The following is a 17835-nucleotide window of genomic DNA, read 5'->3' on the forward strand; positions in this document are numbered from 1 at the left end:
ATCCATGGCTGTGATGTGTTGCCGACCTCTTATGGCGACCGCCGTCGGCGGGCCATTGCCCGCTTCTTCTGTGTGGCGCGATCTGAAATCTTGTCCTGGGCCACAGCCGGTTGCGCTGATTCCCCTGCGAGGTAGCCTGCAAAGGCGGCAATGGTGGGATACTGAAAGAGCGCCAGGACGGGAACCTTCCGCTTCAGGGCCTCACCCACCTTGCCCACCACCCGAACCCCGAGCAGGGAGTTGCCCCCCAGCTCGAAAAAGCTGTCTCCGGTGCCGATGGTGTCCACCTTCAACACCTGGGTCCAGATCTCCGAGAGGAGCTTTTCCATATCGCTTTGCGGGGCCATAAAAGCCTGGTCCGTCTGGGGCCGACGGGTATCCGGCACCGGAAGCCCTTTGCGGTCCACCTTTCCGTTGGGGGTCAGGGGCAAGGAATCAAGGGGCATGAAGATGGAAGGGATCATGTAATCGGGCAGGCTCCCTGCAAGGTGCGCCCTGAGATCGGAGACAAGACTCTGGCCGCCGTTGGTGTGGGTGATGTACGCCACGAGCCGGGCATCCCCGGGCTCAAATTCATGGGCCGACACAATGGCCTGGGAGACTGCCGGATGGCCGGAAAGCACGGTCTCCACCTCCCCGGCCTCGATGCGGAACCCGTTGATTTTGAGTTGAAAATCCGACCGCCCCAGCACCTCGATGGTGCCGTCGGCGCGGTAACGGGCCAGGTCCCCGGTGTTGTACATCCGGGCCCCGGTCTCCCCGGCAAAGGGATCGGGGACAAACATCTCCCGGGTCAGGTCGGGCTGATGCAGGTACCCTTTGGCCACCCCGGCCCCGCCGATGAAAAGGGTCCCTGAGACCCCCGTGGGAACCGGCTGCATCCAGGGATCCAGGATGTAGGTACGGGTGTTGTCGATGGGACGTCCCACGGTCACCCTTGCCTCCCCGTCCGTGATGCGGGCACAGGTGGACCAAACCGTGGTCTCGGTGGGGCCGTACATGTTCCACACCCGGGACGACCGGGAGACAAGGGCGGCGGCCAGATCCGCGGGCAGAACTTCGCCGCCGCACAGGACGTTCAGGTTATCTCCCCCCTGCCACCCGGCGGCAACGAGAAGGCGCCAGGTGACGGGGGTGGCCTGGAGCAGGGTCACGCCATGCCGGGAAAGGGCTTCTAAAAGCAGCCGCCCGTCGGCCACGGTATCCCTGGGGGCGATGACCACCTTGGCGCCCACGATGAGGGGCAGGTAGAGCTCCAGCACGGTGATGTCAAACGAAAGGGTCGTCACGGCCAGCACCACGTCCTCGGATGTGAGTCCGGGCTCCCTGGCCATGCTGGACAAAAAGTTGCCCACGGCATCGTGGTGCACGGCCACGCCCTTGGGGCGCCCCGTGGACCCCGAGGTATAGATCACGTAAGCCAGATCGTCGGGGGAGACCGCCACCTCCGGGTTGTCGTCGGACTGCTCGGCCACGGCCCCCCGGTCGGTGTCCATGCACACCCGCCGGGCCGTGCACGCGGGCAGGGTCCCTTTGAGGCTCTCCTGGGTCAGCACCACGGAGGCCGCGGTGTGGGAAAGCATGTATTGGAGCCTCTCTTCGGGAAAGGCCGGGTCCAGGGGGACATAGGCCGCCCCGGCCTTCATGGTGCCCACCAGTGCCACAAGCATGTCCAGGGAGCGCTCCATATGGATCCCCACGAGGTCGCCGGGTTTCACGCCCTGGGCCCCAAGGTACCGGGCCAGCCGGTTGGCCTGCCGGTTCAGATCGCCGTAGGTGAGGGACTCCCCTTCAAACACGGCGGCCACGGCATGGGGGGCGGCATCCACCTGAGCCTCGATGAGCCGGTGCACCACCGTGCCCCGGGACGCAGGTGCCTCCGTTTGATTCCACGCCACGCACAGGGTCTCTTTTTCCCCTTCGGACACCACGGGAATAGCGGCAATGGGGCGGTCCCCGTCCCGGAGCACCTCCCGGAGAAGCGTTCGGTAATTCTCAGAGACCTGCCGAACCATGGCCTCGTCAAAAAGCTCCGAGTTGTACTCAAAGTACCCCCGGATCCCGTCGTCCCCTTCCCAGAAGGTAAAGAAGAGGTCCAGTTGGGCGCCCCCGCTGTGTACGGCCACGGGCTCCACCTCAAGGCCCTCTAAACTCATTCCTACAGGGGGATCCAGGGTAAACCCGGCCTGAAACAACGGGTTGTGGCTGGAGCCTGTCCTGGGCTCCACCGTGTGCGCCAGAAGGCGGTAGGGTGCTTCCTGATGCCTGTGGGCTCCCAGCATGGCCTGCCGGACCTTGCCCAGGAGGTCCGGGAAGCTGGTCTCCCCGGACACGGTCACGGCCAGGGGAAGAATGTTGACAAAACACCCCAGGGTATCCTTGTATCTTTCCTTGCGCCGGTTGGTCAGGGGCACGCCGATGGTGAGCTGCGGGTTGCCGCCGTAGCGGAAAAGCAAGGCCGCGTAGGCGGCCAGAAGGGTCAGAAAGATCGTGACGCTGCGGTCTCTGCTAAACTGCTTCAACTCACCCACAAACGAAGGCTCCAGGTGGAAGAACACGGCCTCCCCTTCCAGGGAGAGAAGCGACGGACGCTTTTTCTCCATGGGCAGGTCAAGGGAATCGGTGCGGCCCTTGAGATGCTCCTTCCAGTACACCAGCATGGAGCGGCACTCATCCCCTGCGAGCCAGTCCCTCTGCCACCTCGAAAACTCAGCATAAGGCACCGACGAGGCGGGCTGTAGGGCCGGACGCCGGGTCACCGCCGCTCCGTACAGGGAGGAGAGCTCTTCGGTAAAGAGCTCCTTGGTCCGCAGGTCGGTGATAATATGGTGCATGACAATGAGGAAGAGATGCTCCTCCTCCCCTGTCCGAAAGAGCCGGAAGCGAATCAGGGGAAGCTCCGACAGGGAAAAGGGCCGCCTCAGCTCCTCACGGACGCAGCGGTTCACCGCCTCCTCCCCTTCCGGCACATCGCAGGCCAGGGGAAGGTTCAGGCTGGGTGCCACATGCTGCACCAGATCGCCCCGATCCATGGCAAAACAGGTCCGCAGGATCTGGTGACGTCCGATCATGTCGTTGAGACTTTTTTCCAGGCTGTCGCGATCAAGGGGCCCCCTGATGCGAAATAAAAGGGGAATGTTGTAGGCAGAGCTCTCCGGATGGAGCTGGTTGATGAGCCAGAACTGCTCTTGAATGGCCGATGCAGGATAACTTGCGGCCTCGCTGCTGAAGGTCGTCATAATACAATACCTCCCGGGGTTATGTTGCGGCACGGATTGGGATGTCGGTGTCGGTCTGTCTGTAGATGTAATCCACGATCTTCAGGACCGAGCCGAAGTTATCTCGGTTCATGTCGTCGTCGGCCACCTCCATGTCGAAGGTCGTCTCCATGAAGGTGACGATTTCAACCAGACCGAAGGAATCAATGATCCCCTCGTCAATCATGGAGAGATCCAGTTTGATGTCGCTGCGCTCCACCATGAAGTTTCGTGTGATGAATTCCAGCAGCGCCTCCTGGATCTCCTTTTTTCGAAACACGATGGTGTTGGTTCCTTCAGCCCCATTGTCGGGGCGGTCTCCTGAGTTCACTGGTCCCATGGTCAAGTCCCCCCCATCGCTCCCAGGCCCCCGGAACAGGCCTCCTGCCTCCGGGGCTCAAGGGAATCGATGTCGTTGTCTGTCATGCCGAGTTGGCTCATCACCGATTGAAACTGATCAACCGGCTGATCAAATATCTTTTCCAGAGCCTCGTCCCTTGCCATCAGCCCTTTTCGAATGAGGTGACTGAGTTCGAGTTCATAGGGGCTGTATCCGTATTTTATCTGGTGGATATGGTTGTTGAAGGTGTTCAGGCGGCAATTGGAAGAGCAACCGTCCACATCCCCGGGCCTTTCCCAGCCCAGGGGCTCGATGGCCCGCACGATCTCGGCCTCGGTGATATCTTCGAGGCAGAGCAGGTTCATGGTGTACGGGTAGGAGGTCACCGCATCGATGAGGGACTCCCGGATCCCGTAGTACGCATCCACATCGTCGCCGACGTGGGCCCTGAGGTTGTCCATGGCAGTTTTGCGGCTGTCCATCAAAAAGCGGTAGTTGGTCTTGTACATCACGCCGTTGGCTGGGATCTGGCCCAGGGTGAACCCGGCCAGGATAAAAGGGATGCCTTTTTCAAGGGCCATGGTCTGGGCGGTGATGTTCACAAGGGAGATGCACGCATGGCACCCGGAGGAGATGCGCACAAGGGCCCGGTCGCCAAAGATGTCGTTGAGGGCGCTGGCCTTGACAACGGACCGGAAAAAGGTCGACGACGGCTTCACCGTCACCTGGTCCACACCCAGGCCGTCCACCACCCGGTTGATGTTATCCATGGCCCCGGCGGACAAAAACCCGTTGTCCAGGGTAAAGGAGAGCACCCTCAGACCGTATTTATGCACGGCAAGCATCAGGGTGTAGGTGCTGTCCTTGCCGCCGCTGTAGCACATCAGGGCATCGTACCGGCCCTGGCCGCGCTGCTGGCTGATGGTGGACTCGATCTTCTCTTTTGCTCGGGCAATGGCCTCGGCATCGGAGGTTATCTGGAGCTTGTTCCGACAAAAGTTGCAGACCCCTTCCGCGTTAAACTCAATGCCCGGAAAAGAAGCGGAAAGAACGCAGCTGACACAGCGGTCCTGGGTATGTTCCTTCATGGAATGATCCTCTCTTGGGTTAGGTCAACGATCCTATCCAACAGCCCCTGTGGTTCCCTGCCGGTCGTCGATCCTTACGGTCATGGACGCCGGGTCCAGCAGGTCCTTTTTCGGGTGCCCCGCCCAGTGATGGGTCATCTGGCACGACAGGATAAAGGTGATGAGCATGTTGTCGCGATAGCCGATCTCAGCTGGTATCTGGCGGTTGAACTTGTTCACCAGCCTTTCCACCATGGTCTCGTCGAAGACCCCGTACTCCCGGATCACCTCCGGGGAGAGGAAATGTGCCGCCTGCTCCGAGAGGCCGCCCCCATGGAAAAAGGACTTCAGATCCGGGGCGGTGTAAGGTTTTTTGGGGCGGTTGACGATGGCATCGGGCAGGTGGTGCCCGTAGGTTTTGCCCAACAGGTACTTCTGGGAAAAGCCCCGGAGCTTGAACCTGTCCTTGAAATAGAAAAGTGCCTCCACCACCCGGTGATCCAGGAAGGGATAGCGCCCCTCCACGCTGTGGGCCAGGGACATGCGGTCCCCCTGGGACGAGAGCAGGTAGCCGGAAAGGAGGGTCTTCATCTCCATGAACTGGTTTTTCTGGAGGAGGGTCCATGACGAAAAGTTGTCGGGAAGCACCTGCCTGGCTGTCTCGATGAGGCGCTCCTTTTCAAACGTCACGGGGTGGTCTTTGTGGAAGTACTTGGCAAGGATCCGGTTGTTGCCAGCGCGGATGTTCAGGCCGGTGAGTTCGTTGTCGTACTCTCCGAGGAACCCCTCGTAGTACATCTTCATCAACCCGTACTGCCTGGGGTTGCTGTAATGCCGAAGATGGGGATAGAGCTTTTTGATCAGCAAAGGACGCATGGTGGAGGAAGGATCCCGTCCCCAAAACTCCAGGAGCTTGAGTTCTTTAAAGGAGTCGTACCCGCAGAGAATCTCGTCGGCCCCTTCCCCGGTGAGCACCACCTTGATCCCGTGCTCCCGGACCTTCTCGGAGAGCATGAACAGGGGAACCCCTGCCGTACGGAACACGGGCCGTTCAAAGTGATACACGGCATCCAGGAAATGCTCGTTGATGTGACTGTAGCCCACCTGAAGGGCCAGGTGATCCGAGTTGATGCGGGAGACCATCTCCCGCTGGAAAAAGGACTCATCAAACTCGGCGTCTTCAAAGGCCACGGAAAAGGTCTTGAACTTCTCGCGGTTCCACACCGAGGTCAGGTGGGTGATCACGGACGAGTCGATGCCCCCGCTCAGGTAGGCCCCCACCGGCACATCACTCCTGAGCCGCAGACGCACCGAGTCGAGGAGCAGGGACTCCAGGAGCTCCCCTGCCTCCTCAAGGGTCTCCGGCGACGTCCCGCAGGACGCCGATCTCGTAATAGCGACCGCCCCACTCTGGCCCTGGGCCGTGAACCGCTCGAAGGTCCCGGACGATACGCTGCGGATCCCGTTCGTGGCAGAAACGGTGCTGTCCCCCATGGTGTTCCACAACAGGGCATGTTCGAACAGCCCCTGCATGTCCATGGTGCGCCGGAACCCTTCCAGGGTGTCGAAGGCCTTGATCTCCGAGGAAAAATAGAAGGCGCCCCCATGCTGGAGAATGTACAGGGGACGGATACCGTAACGGTCCCTTGCCACCACCAGCTCCTTTTTCAGCCGGTCCCAGATCAACATGGCAAACTGCCCGTTGAACCGGGAAAAGGCATCGGTGCCGTAGACCTCAAAGGCCTTTAAGGCCACCTCCGTGTCACACGTGGTCTCAAAGGTGACCCCTTTCTTCTCAAGCTCCTGCCGGAGCTCGATATGGTTGTAGATCTCTCCGTTGTAGCAGATCACGAACCGGTCGCTCATCATGGGCTGATGACCGCCCTGAAGGTCCACGATGGAGAGCCGGGTATGCCCCAGCGCCAACTCCCCGCTACAATAGATGCCCCATCCGTCGGGTCCCCGGTGGGTCAAGGTGGAGACCATCGAGCAGATCGCCTTCTCCCTTGACGGTCCGTCCAGGTGACCGCCCAATATCCCTGAAACGCCGCACATAGGCATGATTCCTTGCATTGTCCGCCGCACCGTTCCCTTCCCTGACGGGATCCCGGTGCGCCGTCGATTTTCATCGAGGTTTCCTACAGCAGAAACATTCCGTAAACCCTCACCTTCACGTGCTCCATCAAAAGCTCCCGGAGATAGGCCGTGTCCTCGGAGCCGCCCACGAGGACGGAGACCCCCTGCCCCCGGAGAAAATAGGCAAAGGACTGCCGAACGCGCTTTGTATGGTGTGGCGAGGTGATAAGCAGCAGGCTATTCCGACGTCGTTCCACCACGAGGGCCGACACCGCCTCAGCTTCGGAATAGGTCCCCCAGAACCCCTCCATGACAGGGACAGCCTCGGTGGCCGAGACGGGAACCCCACGGGCGGTCAGTTGCCTCATCACCCAGGCGTCACGGCTGATGTCGCGCCCCAGGGACCAGTCCCTCACCGTGTCTCCGTCCCGATGAAAGTAAAGAATTTTTTCCGAGACACCTTGATGGTACAGGCCCGCCGCCCGTTTCAAATGGGCGCGGGTGCTTCGGACGCCCCCGCCCAGAACGTATATTGCGTCAACTTTCCCCGGGATGGGCGAGTCCACATCAATGAGCTCCCGCCCGAGGGCGGCCCGTAACTCCACCTTGACGGCCGGAACAGACAAGGCCAGAAGGCATGCCCCGCACACCAAAAGACCAAAGCCCAGCGTCCAGCGCCTGACCGTCGCCCATGGAGGGACGAATCTTTCCGTTGTTGCTTTTGACCTGTGCACGATAAACGATCCGATCCCCTCGAGCCTGTGGGTGGACGGCATTGACTGATCGCGCCGGTGGGTGCGCTGAGATAAGCGACGATGTCAGCATGAACATGAGGGATACACGGGGATGAGAGACAGGGGTGCTCAAGAAAGACAGAGTACAGAGGTGGCTGGGATAAAGACGGTCTCGGTCAAACGGCTTGTGAGTCCCCGGCAAGCGGACAAGCTGCAGACGCACGGAAACAAAGGCTCGAAAAACGCGGTACGATACCACTTTTCAGCCCGTCATCATCCCTTGCAGATCTGCGCAAGGCATGATGAAAAACAAGGTATGAGGCTGTCACACTCAGCTTATAAGGGATTAAAAATTAAATACATTATAGCATAGAAACTCAATACATCAAGACAATTCAAACCGCCGGTTCACGGGGCTCGTCCCGTGTCAGCTTCCGTTTTTTCTTTACGGGTGCCGTCACCCCGGGCAGCTTTTCGGCTGCATCCCGGACCGTCTGTTTTTCCAGTCGCGTTACCCCCTTGGAGTAGCCCACCATCATGGTCATGTCGCAGAGCAGGTTGATCACCCTGGGTGAGCCTCCCGAGTACTGGTGAATCTCTTTGATGGCGCCCTTGGTAAAGCAGTTGGTCTTTGCCCCGGCCTTCTTCAGCCGCGAGGCGATATACCGGTAGGTCTCCTCCAGGTCCAGGGGCTCGATGGCATAGCTGAGGGTGATGCGCTGGCGAAAGGCCCTGAACTTCTGGGTGCTGATGGCAACCAGAAACTCCTGCTGGCCCACAAAAAAGATGTTGAGCATCTTGACACCGTTGTGCTCCAGGTTGGAGAGCATGCGCACGTCGTCCAGCAATCGTTCGCTCATCCTCTGGGCTTCGTCAATGATAAGCAGAACAATCTTTCGCCGGTTGAAACATTCTTGAAGAAAGGTGCCGAAAACGGTGATGAACTGACCTTTGGAGGAGAAGGAAGCATCAATGCCGAACCCTCGGGCCATGAACCTGTAAAAGTCCATCACGCCCACCCCGGGGTCCGGGACGGTGGCACAGATCACATCCCCGGACAGATCCCCCACAAGGGCCTTGATCAGGGTGGTCTTTCCCGCCCCCACATCACCGGTCAGCAAAAGGATCCCTTTGTTCTCAAGCACTCCGTACCGCAGCATGGCATAGGCTTCCCTGTGCTTTTCCCCGAGCCAGAGAAAGTCCGGGTCCGCGGTGATTTCAAAGGGCTTGGCCTTCAGGCTATAGTGCTCTACGTACATGGCTACACTCCTTGCCAGGATATGTCATGGGATAACAATGACACCAAAATCAATACATTATCGTTACAACCGGTTGCTGTTGGGTTTTAGATGGTTTGAACAACCAAAGTGCATTCACGGGTTTCCGTGGGCATGAAAGGGCTCCATGGGTGGGATCAATTATGTAATCAGTTACACATCAACACAGCAAACTATGTAAGAAGGTACACATCACCACATTCCATACCAACCCCGCCCGGTGGCATCCCGGGCTGAACACAGTGTATTTACGAATCATCCATACCCTGCGATTCATCAGGGCGTCCTGGCATCATTCCTGCAGTATTTTCCCCTTAAGTTGGAACCTCCCTCTCACCCTCACCATGACCGGATCGCACAACGCCCATCGGCAGCGATTCCAAAACATCTCCATCATGCTCCGCCATATCGTCTCATCGTTTACCCTTCCCACGTTTGGAGACATAATGAAATACCGTTTGACCCCTTGGCTATTGACGTTTTTCGCCATTTTCTTCACCACGGCGGGAAACTGTTTTTGCCTCACCACATACTATCCATGAGTCCATGGTGGCACCGGAGGCCGGGTACACAACCCAGCCCCTGCTGATAGCCTCCGCCGATACAACCCACTCTCCTGTGGCGGTCACCACGTCCTTCAGCGGGCAGGACACCTCCCGCTCCATGGGCCACGCCGTGCAACCCGTCAGTGGAAGCCTCACCACACCCAAGGCTGCCAAGGCTGACGCAGCGCCGGTGTATGACCCCGCGTCACTCTTTTTCCTCGGTATCGCCCTGTTCGGCCTTGCCGGTATCTGCCGGAAACGCCTCGAAGCCAAGAAAGTCCACTGAGCAGCCTCCCTGGGGGGGGCATGCCCATGAAAAAAGGAGAATGGCACCCCATTCTCCTTTTTCCATGGACTGCCTCCTTGTTCTTCTTCCACATTGCCTTTACCGCTCCGATGAAGTCCACATCACGATGCGATGCCCGCTCCAGTAAAGCTTCCAGGCCAGGGCAATGGCGATATTCACGGTGACAAAATACCCGGGAATCCGAAGCATGGCATGGGCAAAAGGAGTCCTTCTCGCATGCTCGGCGGCGGCAATCCCGTAAAACGGTTCCTGCCAGAACAGCAGGCAGAAAAAAAACAGAAAATGCCGCAAGGATCAGGTTGGCCCAAAGGCGACCACGAGAAAAAAAGGAACCAGCCACCTGCAGAGCTTGTGGGCCAGAAGCTGATAGGAAAACAGGCCGTACCTGAAGGGATTCAAAAACCGCCTGTTCTCAAAAAAAACGGTCAGGCCGCGGACCACGGTACGGACCTTCCGGCTCAGCTCTTTGTCCGGGTCTGCGATGTCGTGGTAATACCCCAGGACATTGGGATCGCTCACCCCGCGATACCCCAGGTTCACCGCGGAAAGCAGCATTCTGAAGTCGCTTTGCATCTCCCCGGAAAAATCCCGGCACACCTCTTTCCGGGCGGCAAAAAAAGAGCCGCTGAGTCCCACCACCGAATGAACCAAAGACTCCACCCGCCTCACCCACATCTCATAGCGGACATAGGCCCCTTCCCCGCACGGCTTGCCGTCCCGCGTCAGGAGCCTGTCCTCACTGGAGACACACCCCACCGACGGATCCGCAAAGTTGGCGACAATGGCCCGGATGCCGTGGGGTTCGAGGATGGTGGCCACATCGGAAAAAACCACGATCTCACCACGGGCACGCTCCAGGGCGGCCTTCTGCGCCCGCTCCTTGCCGCTGCGCCCCGGCATCTCGATGAATTCTACCCCCCGGTCCTCAAAGGTCCTGACAATATCGGCGGTGCCGTCGGTGGATCCGTCGGAGGCCACCACCACCTGAAAGGAGTCCTGCGGATAGTCCAGGGCAAGGGTGTCCTCGAGTTTTTGCCCGATCCTCTTCTCCTCGTTGTAGGCTGCGATGATAAAGGTCACCGACGGAAGAATGGACATCTTTTGCACCGGGGCATGCCTCGGCCGGATCAGCTTCAGGGACAGGGGGTAGCCAAAGTAAGCGAAAAAAATCATGAACACGGACCCCGCGAACAGCCATGCACTCATCGATCCCCCCCGGGCCGATCCAGCACCCCTTCATACAGTTGATGGTAATGCTCCGCCATGGCCTCGGCGGAGAAACGGTCCTGAACGGTTTTTTCGGCACGGTGGGCCACCTGTTCTCGCAGGTCACCGTTTTCACACAGGGGAACCAGGCACCGGGCAAAATCCCCCGCGTCCCGGGTGGGCACCAGGTACCCGTCCCTGCCGTGGGTGATGATCTCGCCGAGCCCCCCCACATCGGGGGCCACCACAGGCACCCCGGCGGCCATGGCCTCCAGGATGCTCATGGGGATGCCTTCGTGCACGGAGGTGTTGAGGTAGATGTCGATGGACCGGTAAAAAGCGGGCATATCCGTCACATGCCCCGCAAAGGAGAACCGGTCCGTGAGCCCTGCAGCCTGGACCCGCCCCTGGAGGGCGTCCCGCAAGGGGCCGTCCCCGGCCAGCTTGAACCGCACCTCAGGCAGGAGGCGCCCCACGGCCTCGGCCGTATCGATCATCAAGGCAAAATCCTTCACCGGGTAAAACCGGCCTGCGGAGCCGATGGTGAGGGTGTTCCCTGCCGGCCGGTGTGCAAGGCCCCCAGAGGGGGTGACCCCATTGTAGACCACACAGGCCTTCCCATCCTTGAGGCCGAAACTGCGAGCCATGGCTCTCCTTAAATCGTCGGAGACACAGACATACAGGTGAAAGCCGTGGGTGAGCAGCAGCATGTTGATCCGTGATACGCATCGTTTCAGAATCCCTGACTCTTTAAGGGAGGTCTCCGGCATCCCGTGCTGGGTGGAGACCAGCCGCGGTCTCTGCACCAGGCCGCAGGCCAGAAAGGTGAGGATGTTCTCCTTGTACCGGTGAGCATGGACAATGTCCGGCGCCGTCTCCTTGAGGATCCTGCGCACCTTCACCAAAAGCGTCCCAAAGGAGAGGGTCTCTTCAGGCACCACCCACACGGGCACGCCCTCTTCCCGGAGGAGGCGGGAGAGCCGCCCCGGGTTCAGGGCGATGACCTGAACAGCCACCCTGCCCGACGCATGCAGGGTCCGGGCAAGGTTCCACGCCATGACCTCGGCACCGGCCCAGAGATCGTCGGAGACAATGTAACAGACGCGCATCATGGCCTTTCGGGTCAACGTTTAAGAAAAGAGAGGCTCCTGGCCACCAGGTACACCCCATGGTAGAACACATTCGGCACCAGGGCCCGGGGCGTAATAAAACCGAACTTGGTGACGGTGAGCCCAACGTTGAGAGCCACGGCCGCCACCGCTGCCACCATGGCCCCTGCAAAGCGCCCCGTCACCAGCAGGAGAAGCGAAAGACACCACAGGACGCTGTGGACCGAGGCGGCCACAGCCACCTTGGATCGGGTAAAGGCCCCAAAGCTCTGCATGTCCCCGGTGCCGTGCCAGAGTTCTCTTAGGAAGAACGCCTTCACGGTTTTCGGGTACCCCTCGTGGTGGGTCCTGTACCCCGGGTTGATGTGCAGCGCCGCCCCGGCGGCCCGGGCCCTGTCGCAAAAATCCACGTCCTCCCCCGTCACCAGGTCTTCACGAAACCCGCCCACGGCCTCGAACACGGCCCGGGTTGTGATGATGTTTCCACCATTGAGGTAGGTGGCGGCCCGGTGGGTCCGACGGACCAGGTGAGCGAACCACACCTCCTCAAGGGCGCTGGGCTCTTCGGAGAGGTCGTCCAGGGCCCCGGTCGCCCACCAGGGGCCCGCCCTCCATCAGGGGAAGCTCCTGGCGCAGCTGCCTCACCCACTCTCCGGTGATGAGCACATCGGCGTCCAGAAAGGCCAGGACCGGGGCTGTCGACGAGGCAACCCCGATGTTGCGGGCCCGCGAAATGGTGACGGCCTCGGCAAGAGGGACAAGGGTCACCCCCTCCACCCCCCGGGCAATGACCGCGGTGCCGTCGGTGGAGCCGTTGTCCACCACCACCACCTCCTTGAGAAGGTCGTCGTCCAGCAGCTCAAACACACGCCCCAGGGTGGCGCCGATGAACTCCTCTTCATTGTAGGCGGGAATAATGACGGACAGGGATGGACCTTGTATATCCATGGGTCTCCGTTGGCCTTTTCAATATTAGGTTATCAACGATGCCTCCGGCGGACCTGCCGGAGGCATCGCTGTGATCATTTAAGCCGTGTCAGTTCACCTCAAGGGGACCGACCTCCCCGCCGCCCCAGGGGGCCTCAAGGGTGACGAACATCTTCCAGGGGGACCAGCCCGAGAGGTTTCCCCCTTCGTCGGTCTGGCGGACCCGGGCGTAGTAGGTGGTGCACTGAGCCAGGGAGGCCTGGCCTGCAAGGCTTCCCTGAAAGGCACCGGAGCTGCTGTTCACCACCAGGGTGTTGCCGGTGCCCGACACCTGCCCGGCCCACACCATGCCGGTCTCCGAAGACGTGGTGCTCACCTGCCCTTCGAACCCGCTCTGGGTGTGGCCCGATCATCAAAAAGCAGTATTGTAAATGGCCAAGATCACCGGCGAGCCTGCCATGCCGATGCGTGAGGTGGCGATGACCAGATTGTCCAGGTACCGCTGCTGGGGCCGGGGGGAGCCACCGTTCCAATAGTTGCCCAGGGAGATCATGTTGATGCCGTAGTCACGCCAGGAACCGATCCAGTTGAGGCCTGTCTGGCGAATCTCCAGCTCCCCGTCGATCCAGAGGTCCTGTTCCCCGTCGCTGTTGCCCGGTGAGTTGAGCTTGACCCGGGACTCGATGCAGATCCAGTGATCAGCGTTGTCCGTGGCATAGATCTGGGTGCTCCCCGACTTGGCCCCCAGCCACGTCCCGTTGTTCTGGTCGTTGTAGGTGGTGGAGGTGACGGTGCTGCCGGAGACAAAGGTCTTGAGATTCGTCCAGGGCCAGCTCATTGTTGCCATGCCCAGCACGTGGGCGATCATGGCCTGGCGCCAGTCCGAGGCGGAAAACACCGAGGCGCGGGTGACTTTTTTGGCGTTGCCCTCCCACCCCTTGGAGAGCTTGATGTAAAACCGCCAGAAGATCTCGTCGAAATCCTCGGAGCTGCGGCTCTTGGAGCCCGCCGGGTTTCGCCCGAAAAAGTAGGAGACCGACCCGGCGCTCACCTGCCCTGCGCTAAACCATTTGGCCACAAGGGACTTGGAGGAGCCGCCGAACCCCTGGTCCGAGGTAATGGACAAGGCGGTGTTGTCCCCGGCGTTGTAGTCGGAGTAGTCGCTGGAAAGGGAAGACGACTCAAAGTCGTCCATGAAAATGGTGTCGTCCCCGGCCACCTCATCCACCACCTCCACGCTGTCCACACGGGGCACCGGCACATTGGAATCGGGAGGATCCGGATCCACGGGTTCGTCCCCACCGTCCTGGGGCCCCACCAGGGGGATGTACGCCCCCATGCTGGCCGCTTCGGATGAGCCGTCCCCGTCCACATCCCGGTTGATGGCCATGTAACCGGCGCTGGAGCTGCTCAAGGCATATCCGGAAAGGGAACTCGGCGAGCTGCCCCCCACGAAATCCGCGGAGGTGGAGCCCATGAGCACGGAGTTGGCGCTGCCCCCGGTGTGGCTGCGCCATGCGTTCAGGTCGTAGTTCACCCTGTTTTCGATGACGATGGTCCCGGTGGGGTGCAGGTTCTCGTCCATAACGGAGTTATGGGCCATGCTCTCATACCGGTGGATGGGAATCTCTTTGGTGAAGACATTGCCCCGGATGTCGTTGTTCCGGGCGCCGTCTGCGTCGTCGCTCAAGAGCAGCTGGGCACCGAACACCGTGTTGTACCAGATCTTGTTGTTGTCCCCGCCGTCGCCGCCGTTTTCGCTGTTCACCCGGAAGTTGGCGTTGGAAACGCCGATGACGTTGTCGTGGATGTAGGCATAGTTGGTGTTGGTGAGGATGGAGTAGCGATTGGCCGTGTCATGGATATAGTTGTAGGCGATCTCAATCTGGGGGGAGTTCGCCGTGTTGGCATGCTTGTAAAAAATGCCGATGGGGGCGTTGGAAAACTCGCAGTGGAGCACCCTGGCTCCGGGGCTGCGGAAGAAAATCACGCCCGCGGTGTTCTGGTGGACGTTAAAGCCGGGCCCCCTCACCGTGCAGTGTTCCATAAGAAGATTTTCGGCCCGGATTGACGCTTTGACAAAGGCCACGTTGTCCCCGCCGTCGGTCATCTCGGCCGTGCAGTGGGAGATGGTAAAGTTCGTTGCCGTGGTGTTGTAGCCCACATGGAAAAAGATGCCGCCCCCACGAAAATTGATCCCCTTGACGACGTTGTAGTTTCGCTCGATGTCAAACACCTTGGCCGATCCCAGGGTGCTGACAAAGGTCACGTCTTCGTTTTCGTAGTTCCGAAAGGTGATGGGACTTGAGGATGTGCCGTCATTTCCGCTGCTCTTGGTATCGATCTCCGAGGAGATGGTGTAGCTGCCTCCCCGGAAATAGACGGTGTCACCGGCCCGGGCGTTGAACCAGGCCTGCCGGGGCGAGGCCCAGGGATTGTCGATGGTGTTGCTGTCGTAGGAGACGGAATCGCTGCCCCCGGGTGCCACATACAGCGACTTGGCCCGGACCTCCGCGACCCCGGCTCCAATCATGAACAGCACCGCCCACATCACCATGCAGCATCGGCCCGCAGCCCCCCTTGTCCTTGTCCGTTCGTCCATCATTTTCCTCCATCCACGTTTTTTTTCGACTTGCTTCAAAACCCCATGCAAAAACTCACCGCCGCACGGCCCTCACAAAAGGCCCGCCAACCGGCAGCCGAACATCCTGTCCGAATTTGTCATGTCCTCATGCACCGGGACCCTGCTCAATCTGAACACATCACCTCTCCCGTCGTTCCACCCCCACTCGGTGGTCACGGCCGCGGCAAACCCGCACGACTCCACCTGCCGGGCAACGGCGGGATTCCAGTTGCCGTTGGGATAACAAAAGGGCAAGAACCCGGGGTCCACGGCACCCCTGGCACAGAGCTGTGCCATGGAGACAGTCAGCTCCTCGGCCACCTCCTCGTCGCTGAGAAGGGTAAGCAGATGGTGGCCGTGGGTGTGCGACCCGAAGGTGACCAGGCCCGAGGCCCGCATCTCCTCGACTTCCTGCCAGTTGATAAAGGCACGCTTTGTCGGGGCAACCCCCACCTGCCACCTCTCAAAAAGAAGGGTGAGCACCTTTTCGATCTCTGCGACGGGCTCTTTTTTCAGCAGGGCCGCCGCGGCTTCGATCTGTGCCTCCACGGTCCCTTTGAGCCCCTCCAGGGCCCTCACCCGGCTGTCTCTGCTGGGCTCGGCCTGCTTCACCGCGCCCTGGCGACCGTAAAAAAGGGTTACCAGCCTGTCGGTCCAGAAGGTACGGTTTTCCCCGATGAAGGCGGTGGGCAAAAACACCGTGGCCGGGGTCTTGGCGCGCCTCAGGATCGGGTAGGCGTTTTCGTAAAAGTCGATCCACCCGTCATCGAAGGTCAGGACGCAATAGGGACGTCCCGACCCGGCGCCGTTGGCTGAAAGGGCAAGCACGAGGGCTTTTTCAAGGGAGACAATGTCAAATCGCTCTTTCAGGTAGGCCACATGGGCCCCGAAGGTCTCAGGGGTCACGTACATCCCGGGTTGTGTGGTGCCCGCCGCTTCGGATTCGGGAAGCACGCGATGGTACATGAGAACGGGATAGGCCCCGAAGGAGAGATCGGCCAGCCGCCGGGCCGTCAGCCCCGTTCGGCAGTATGCCCAGGCCATGGCCCGCTTCACGGCGCCCTTGGCGCCCGTCAGGTCAAGAAACCCCATGGCTCGCCCCGGAAGGTTCCCACGCCTCGGCCAGGGGGTCTGCGACGTTGACCGTCACGATGATCAACCCCGTGAGGTACCAGAAGTGGGCGTAGTACAGGACCGAAATAAAGGTGGCCGAGGCAAAGAACCCCACCATGGCCACGACATATCCCAGACCCAAAGCGCGAAGGAACCCGCGATCTTCGGCTTCATCATCATCCTCTTCGTCTTCGTCCCTGTCCTCATCCCATGCCGACACCCTGATCAGCCAGAAGGCGTCCTTCATATTGGCGTGTACCAAAAGCAGGTAGAGAAGGGTCCCTATAATGCCGGTCTCCGGAATCAGGGTAAACCAGAGGGAATGGGCGGCACGGCCCCACATGCTCTTCTGGAAATCATCCCCCTGGTATTCGGGAAACCGGATAGGATAGTTGTTGCCCCCCACCCCCAGGGGATTGTCCAGAAACATCCGCCAGCCCGCGGCCCAGGACTTGAGCCGGGTATCTGCGGTGCTCTCCGACAAATCCGTGATGGTGGCCATCTCATCGATGTACCCGGAGTCCACCCACAAGACCACGGCCACGCAGGCCAGGGCCACCAGGGTAAGGGAAAGCGCCCTTCTCTTTGAGAAAAAACACATGGCAAGACACACCGCCAAAAGCCCCACAAAGCCCCCGCGGGACATGGAGCCCACCACCGTCAGCAGCCCCACCCCCACCCCTGCGAGGAAGAGAAGCCGGAGGCTTCGGCTGCGTTCCGTAACATAAAGGTAGTAGCTGATGGGAAACCACATGTTCATGTACAAAGAGAGGTCGTTCTGATCGTGGAAATAGTGCCCCGGCCCGATCCAGCCGTGGGTCATGGAGTAAAAACCGATGTAAATCGACAGGATCACCCCCACCGTCATGACGGTCCGCAGGCGACGGACCGAGTTCACGCACACGATAAGGGAAAGCACAAAGGGCATGTACAGAAGCTGGGTCTTGAAGGCCATAAAGGCGTAATACTGGTTACGGACAAAGGGAACGTACGCCGCCAGCAACAGAATGAACAGGCCCATGAGCCATATCTGCCGGTACTGGAGGTAGTCTTTGTACCCGTTGATCAAGAGGTAGAAGCACAGAACCAGAGTCAGGATCAGGGCGGGCCGTATGGCGGCGATGGGCAGTACCACCTGGGGCCTGCCGTAATCCACCACAAGGTACATCATGGTGAAAAAAAACCACGACGCGTACTGGGTTCCACGCTCCATGGTTAGCCCGGGTTGCGTTACGTTGGACATAGGCCTTCCGA

16 protein-coding genes are annotated in these 17835 nt (G+C 60.0%); 1 reads left to right on the forward strand and 15 read right to left on the reverse strand.

Annotated features, from left to right (window positions below; genetic code table 11):
• Positions 1-29 precede the first annotated feature (29 nt).
• From ACOYW2_RS19300 to ACOYW2_RS19325, 6 genes are all read right to left on the reverse strand, one after another.
• A complete protein-coding gene (locus ACOYW2_RS19300) occupies positions 30-3239 on the reverse strand; it encodes a non-ribosomal peptide synthetase (RefSeq protein ID WP_482767616.1) in 3210 nt (1069 codons plus the stop codon).
• Between the two features lie 19 nt (positions 3240-3258).
• Positions 3259-3597, reverse strand: a complete 339-nt coding sequence (locus ACOYW2_RS19305; RefSeq protein ID WP_482417658.1) for an acyl carrier protein — start codon at positions 3595-3597, stop codon at positions 3259-3261.
• A 2-nt stretch (positions 3598-3599) separates the two neighbouring features.
• Positions 3600-4685, reverse strand: coding sequence for an adenine nucleotide alpha hydrolase family protein (locus tag ACOYW2_RS19310; RefSeq protein ID WP_482767617.1), 1086 nt, complete (start codon positions 4683-4685; stop codon positions 3600-3602).
• Between the two features lie 33 nt (positions 4686-4718).
• Positions 4719-6737, reverse strand: coding sequence for an asparagine synthase (glutamine-hydrolyzing) (gene asnB, locus ACOYW2_RS19315; protein ID WP_482767618.1), 2019 nt, complete (start codon positions 6735-6737; stop codon positions 4719-4721).
• 65 nt (positions 6738-6802) lie between these two features.
• On the reverse strand, positions 6803-7390 hold the full coding sequence (locus ACOYW2_RS19320) for an ElyC/SanA/YdcF family protein (protein WP_482767619.1): 588 nt from the start codon (positions 7388-7390) through the stop codon (positions 6803-6805).
• 479 nt (positions 7391-7869) lie between these two features.
• Positions 7870-8733: an ExeA family protein gene (locus ACOYW2_RS19325; protein WP_482767620.1), complete on the reverse strand. Its 864-nt coding sequence runs from the start codon at positions 8731-8733 to the stop codon at positions 7870-7872.
• A 564-nt stretch (positions 8734-9297) separates the two neighbouring features.
• Here ACOYW2_RS19325 and ACOYW2_RS19330 point away from each other — a divergent pair.
• A complete protein-coding gene (locus tag ACOYW2_RS19330) occupies positions 9298-9582 on the forward strand; it encodes a hypothetical protein (protein WP_482767621.1) in 285 nt (94 codons plus the stop codon).
• 99 nt (positions 9583-9681) lie between these two features.
• On the opposite strand, the gene ACOYW2_RS19335 is transcribed toward ACOYW2_RS19330, so the two are convergent.
• The 9 genes from ACOYW2_RS19335 to ACOYW2_RS19375 form a co-directional block, all read right to left on the reverse strand.
• Entirely contained in the window at positions 9682-9894 is a 213-nt protein-coding gene (locus ACOYW2_RS19335; RefSeq protein WP_482767622.1) for a hypothetical protein, read from the reverse strand.
• 3 nt (positions 9895-9897) lie between these two features.
• A complete protein-coding gene (locus ACOYW2_RS19340; RefSeq protein ID WP_482767623.1) occupies positions 9898-10809 on the reverse strand; it encodes a glycosyltransferase family 2 protein in 912 nt (303 codons plus the stop codon).
• Complete coding sequence (locus ACOYW2_RS19345) at positions 10806-11921, reverse strand: glycosyltransferase family 4 protein (RefSeq protein ID WP_482767624.1); 1116 nt, start codon at positions 11919-11921, stop codon at positions 10806-10808. Before ACOYW2_RS19345 ends, ACOYW2_RS19340 begins: the two co-directional genes overlap by 4 nt.
• Before the next feature lie 11 nt (positions 11922-11932).
• Positions 11933-12460, reverse strand: coding sequence for a glycosyltransferase family 2 protein (locus tag ACOYW2_RS19350; RefSeq protein ID WP_482767625.1), 528 nt, complete (start codon positions 12458-12460; stop codon positions 11933-11935).
• Between the two features lie 4 nt (positions 12461-12464).
• On the reverse strand, positions 12465-12866 hold the full coding sequence (locus tag ACOYW2_RS19355; RefSeq protein WP_482767626.1) for a glycosyltransferase family 2 protein: 402 nt from the start codon (positions 12864-12866) through the stop codon (positions 12465-12467).
• An 88-nt stretch (positions 12867-12954) separates the two neighbouring features.
• Positions 12955-13221, reverse strand: a complete 267-nt coding sequence (locus tag ACOYW2_RS19360; RefSeq protein ID WP_482767627.1) for a hypothetical protein — start codon at positions 13219-13221, stop codon at positions 12955-12957.
• A gap of 36 nt (positions 13222-13257) precedes the next feature.
• Positions 13258-15450 carry a right-handed parallel beta-helix repeat-containing protein gene (locus tag ACOYW2_RS19365; RefSeq protein ID WP_482767628.1) on the reverse strand — a complete coding sequence of 731 codons (2193 nt, stop codon included), beginning with the start codon at positions 15448-15450 and terminating at the stop codon, positions 13258-13260.
• Between the two features lie 69 nt (positions 15451-15519).
• Positions 15520-16560, reverse strand: a complete 1041-nt coding sequence (locus ACOYW2_RS19370; protein WP_482767629.1) for a polysaccharide deacetylase family protein — start codon at positions 16558-16560, stop codon at positions 15520-15522.
• The gene (locus tag ACOYW2_RS19375) at positions 16547-17824 is read right to left on the reverse strand and encodes an O-antigen ligase family protein (protein WP_482767630.1); all 1278 of its coding nucleotides are present in this window, start codon (positions 17822-17824) and stop codon (positions 16547-16549) included. Before ACOYW2_RS19375 ends, ACOYW2_RS19370 begins: the two co-directional genes overlap by 14 nt.
• Positions 17825-17835 lie beyond the last annotated feature (11 nt).

The organism is Desulfoluna sp. CLI2B, assembly GCF_056847375.1.

Excerpts from the sequence above, each read along its gene's own strand:
- ACOYW2_RS19370 (WP_482767629.1), bottom strand. The coding sequence starts at position 16,560 with ATGGGGTTTCTTGACCTGACGGGCGCCAAGGGCGCCGTGAAGCGGGCC.
- ACOYW2_RS19355 (WP_482767626.1), bottom strand. The coding sequence starts at position 12,866 with ATGGATATACAAGGTCCATCCCTGTCCGTCATTATTCCCGCCTACAAT.
- ACOYW2_RS19345 (WP_482767624.1), bottom strand. The coding sequence starts at position 11,921 with ATGATGCGCGTCTGTTACATTGTCTCCGACGATCTCTGGGCCGGTGCC.
- ACOYW2_RS19340 (WP_482767623.1), bottom strand. The coding sequence starts at position 10,809 with ATGAGTGCATGGCTGTTCGCGGGGTCCGTGTTCATGATTTTTTTCGCT.
- ACOYW2_RS19305 (WP_482417658.1), bottom strand. The coding sequence starts at position 3,597 with ATGGGACCAGTGAACTCAGGAGACCGCCCCGACAATGGGGCTGAAGGA.
- ACOYW2_RS19330 (WP_482767621.1), top strand. The coding sequence starts at position 9,298 with ATGGTGGCACCGGAGGCCGGGTACACAACCCAGCCCCTGCTGATAGCC.
- ACOYW2_RS19365 (WP_482767628.1), bottom strand. The coding sequence starts at position 15,450 with ATGATGGACGAACGGACAAGGACAAGGGGGGCTGCGGGCCGATGCTGC.
- ACOYW2_RS19300 (WP_482767616.1), bottom strand. The coding sequence starts at position 3,239 with ATGACGACCTTCAGCAGCGAGGCCGCAAGTTATCCTGCATCGGCCATT.
- asnB (WP_482767618.1), bottom strand. The coding sequence starts at position 6,737 with ATGCAAGGAATCATGCCTATGTGCGGCGTTTCAGGGATATTGGGCGGT.
- ACOYW2_RS19325 (WP_482767620.1), bottom strand. The coding sequence starts at position 8,733 with ATGTACGTAGAGCACTATAGCCTGAAGGCCAAGCCCTTTGAAATCACC.
- ACOYW2_RS19310 (WP_482767617.1), bottom strand. The coding sequence starts at position 4,685 with ATGAAGGAACATACCCAGGACCGCTGTGTCAGCTGCGTTCTTTCCGCT.
- ACOYW2_RS19375 (WP_482767630.1), bottom strand. The coding sequence starts at position 17,824 with ATGTCCAACGTAACGCAACCCGGGCTAACCATGGAGCGTGGAACCCAG.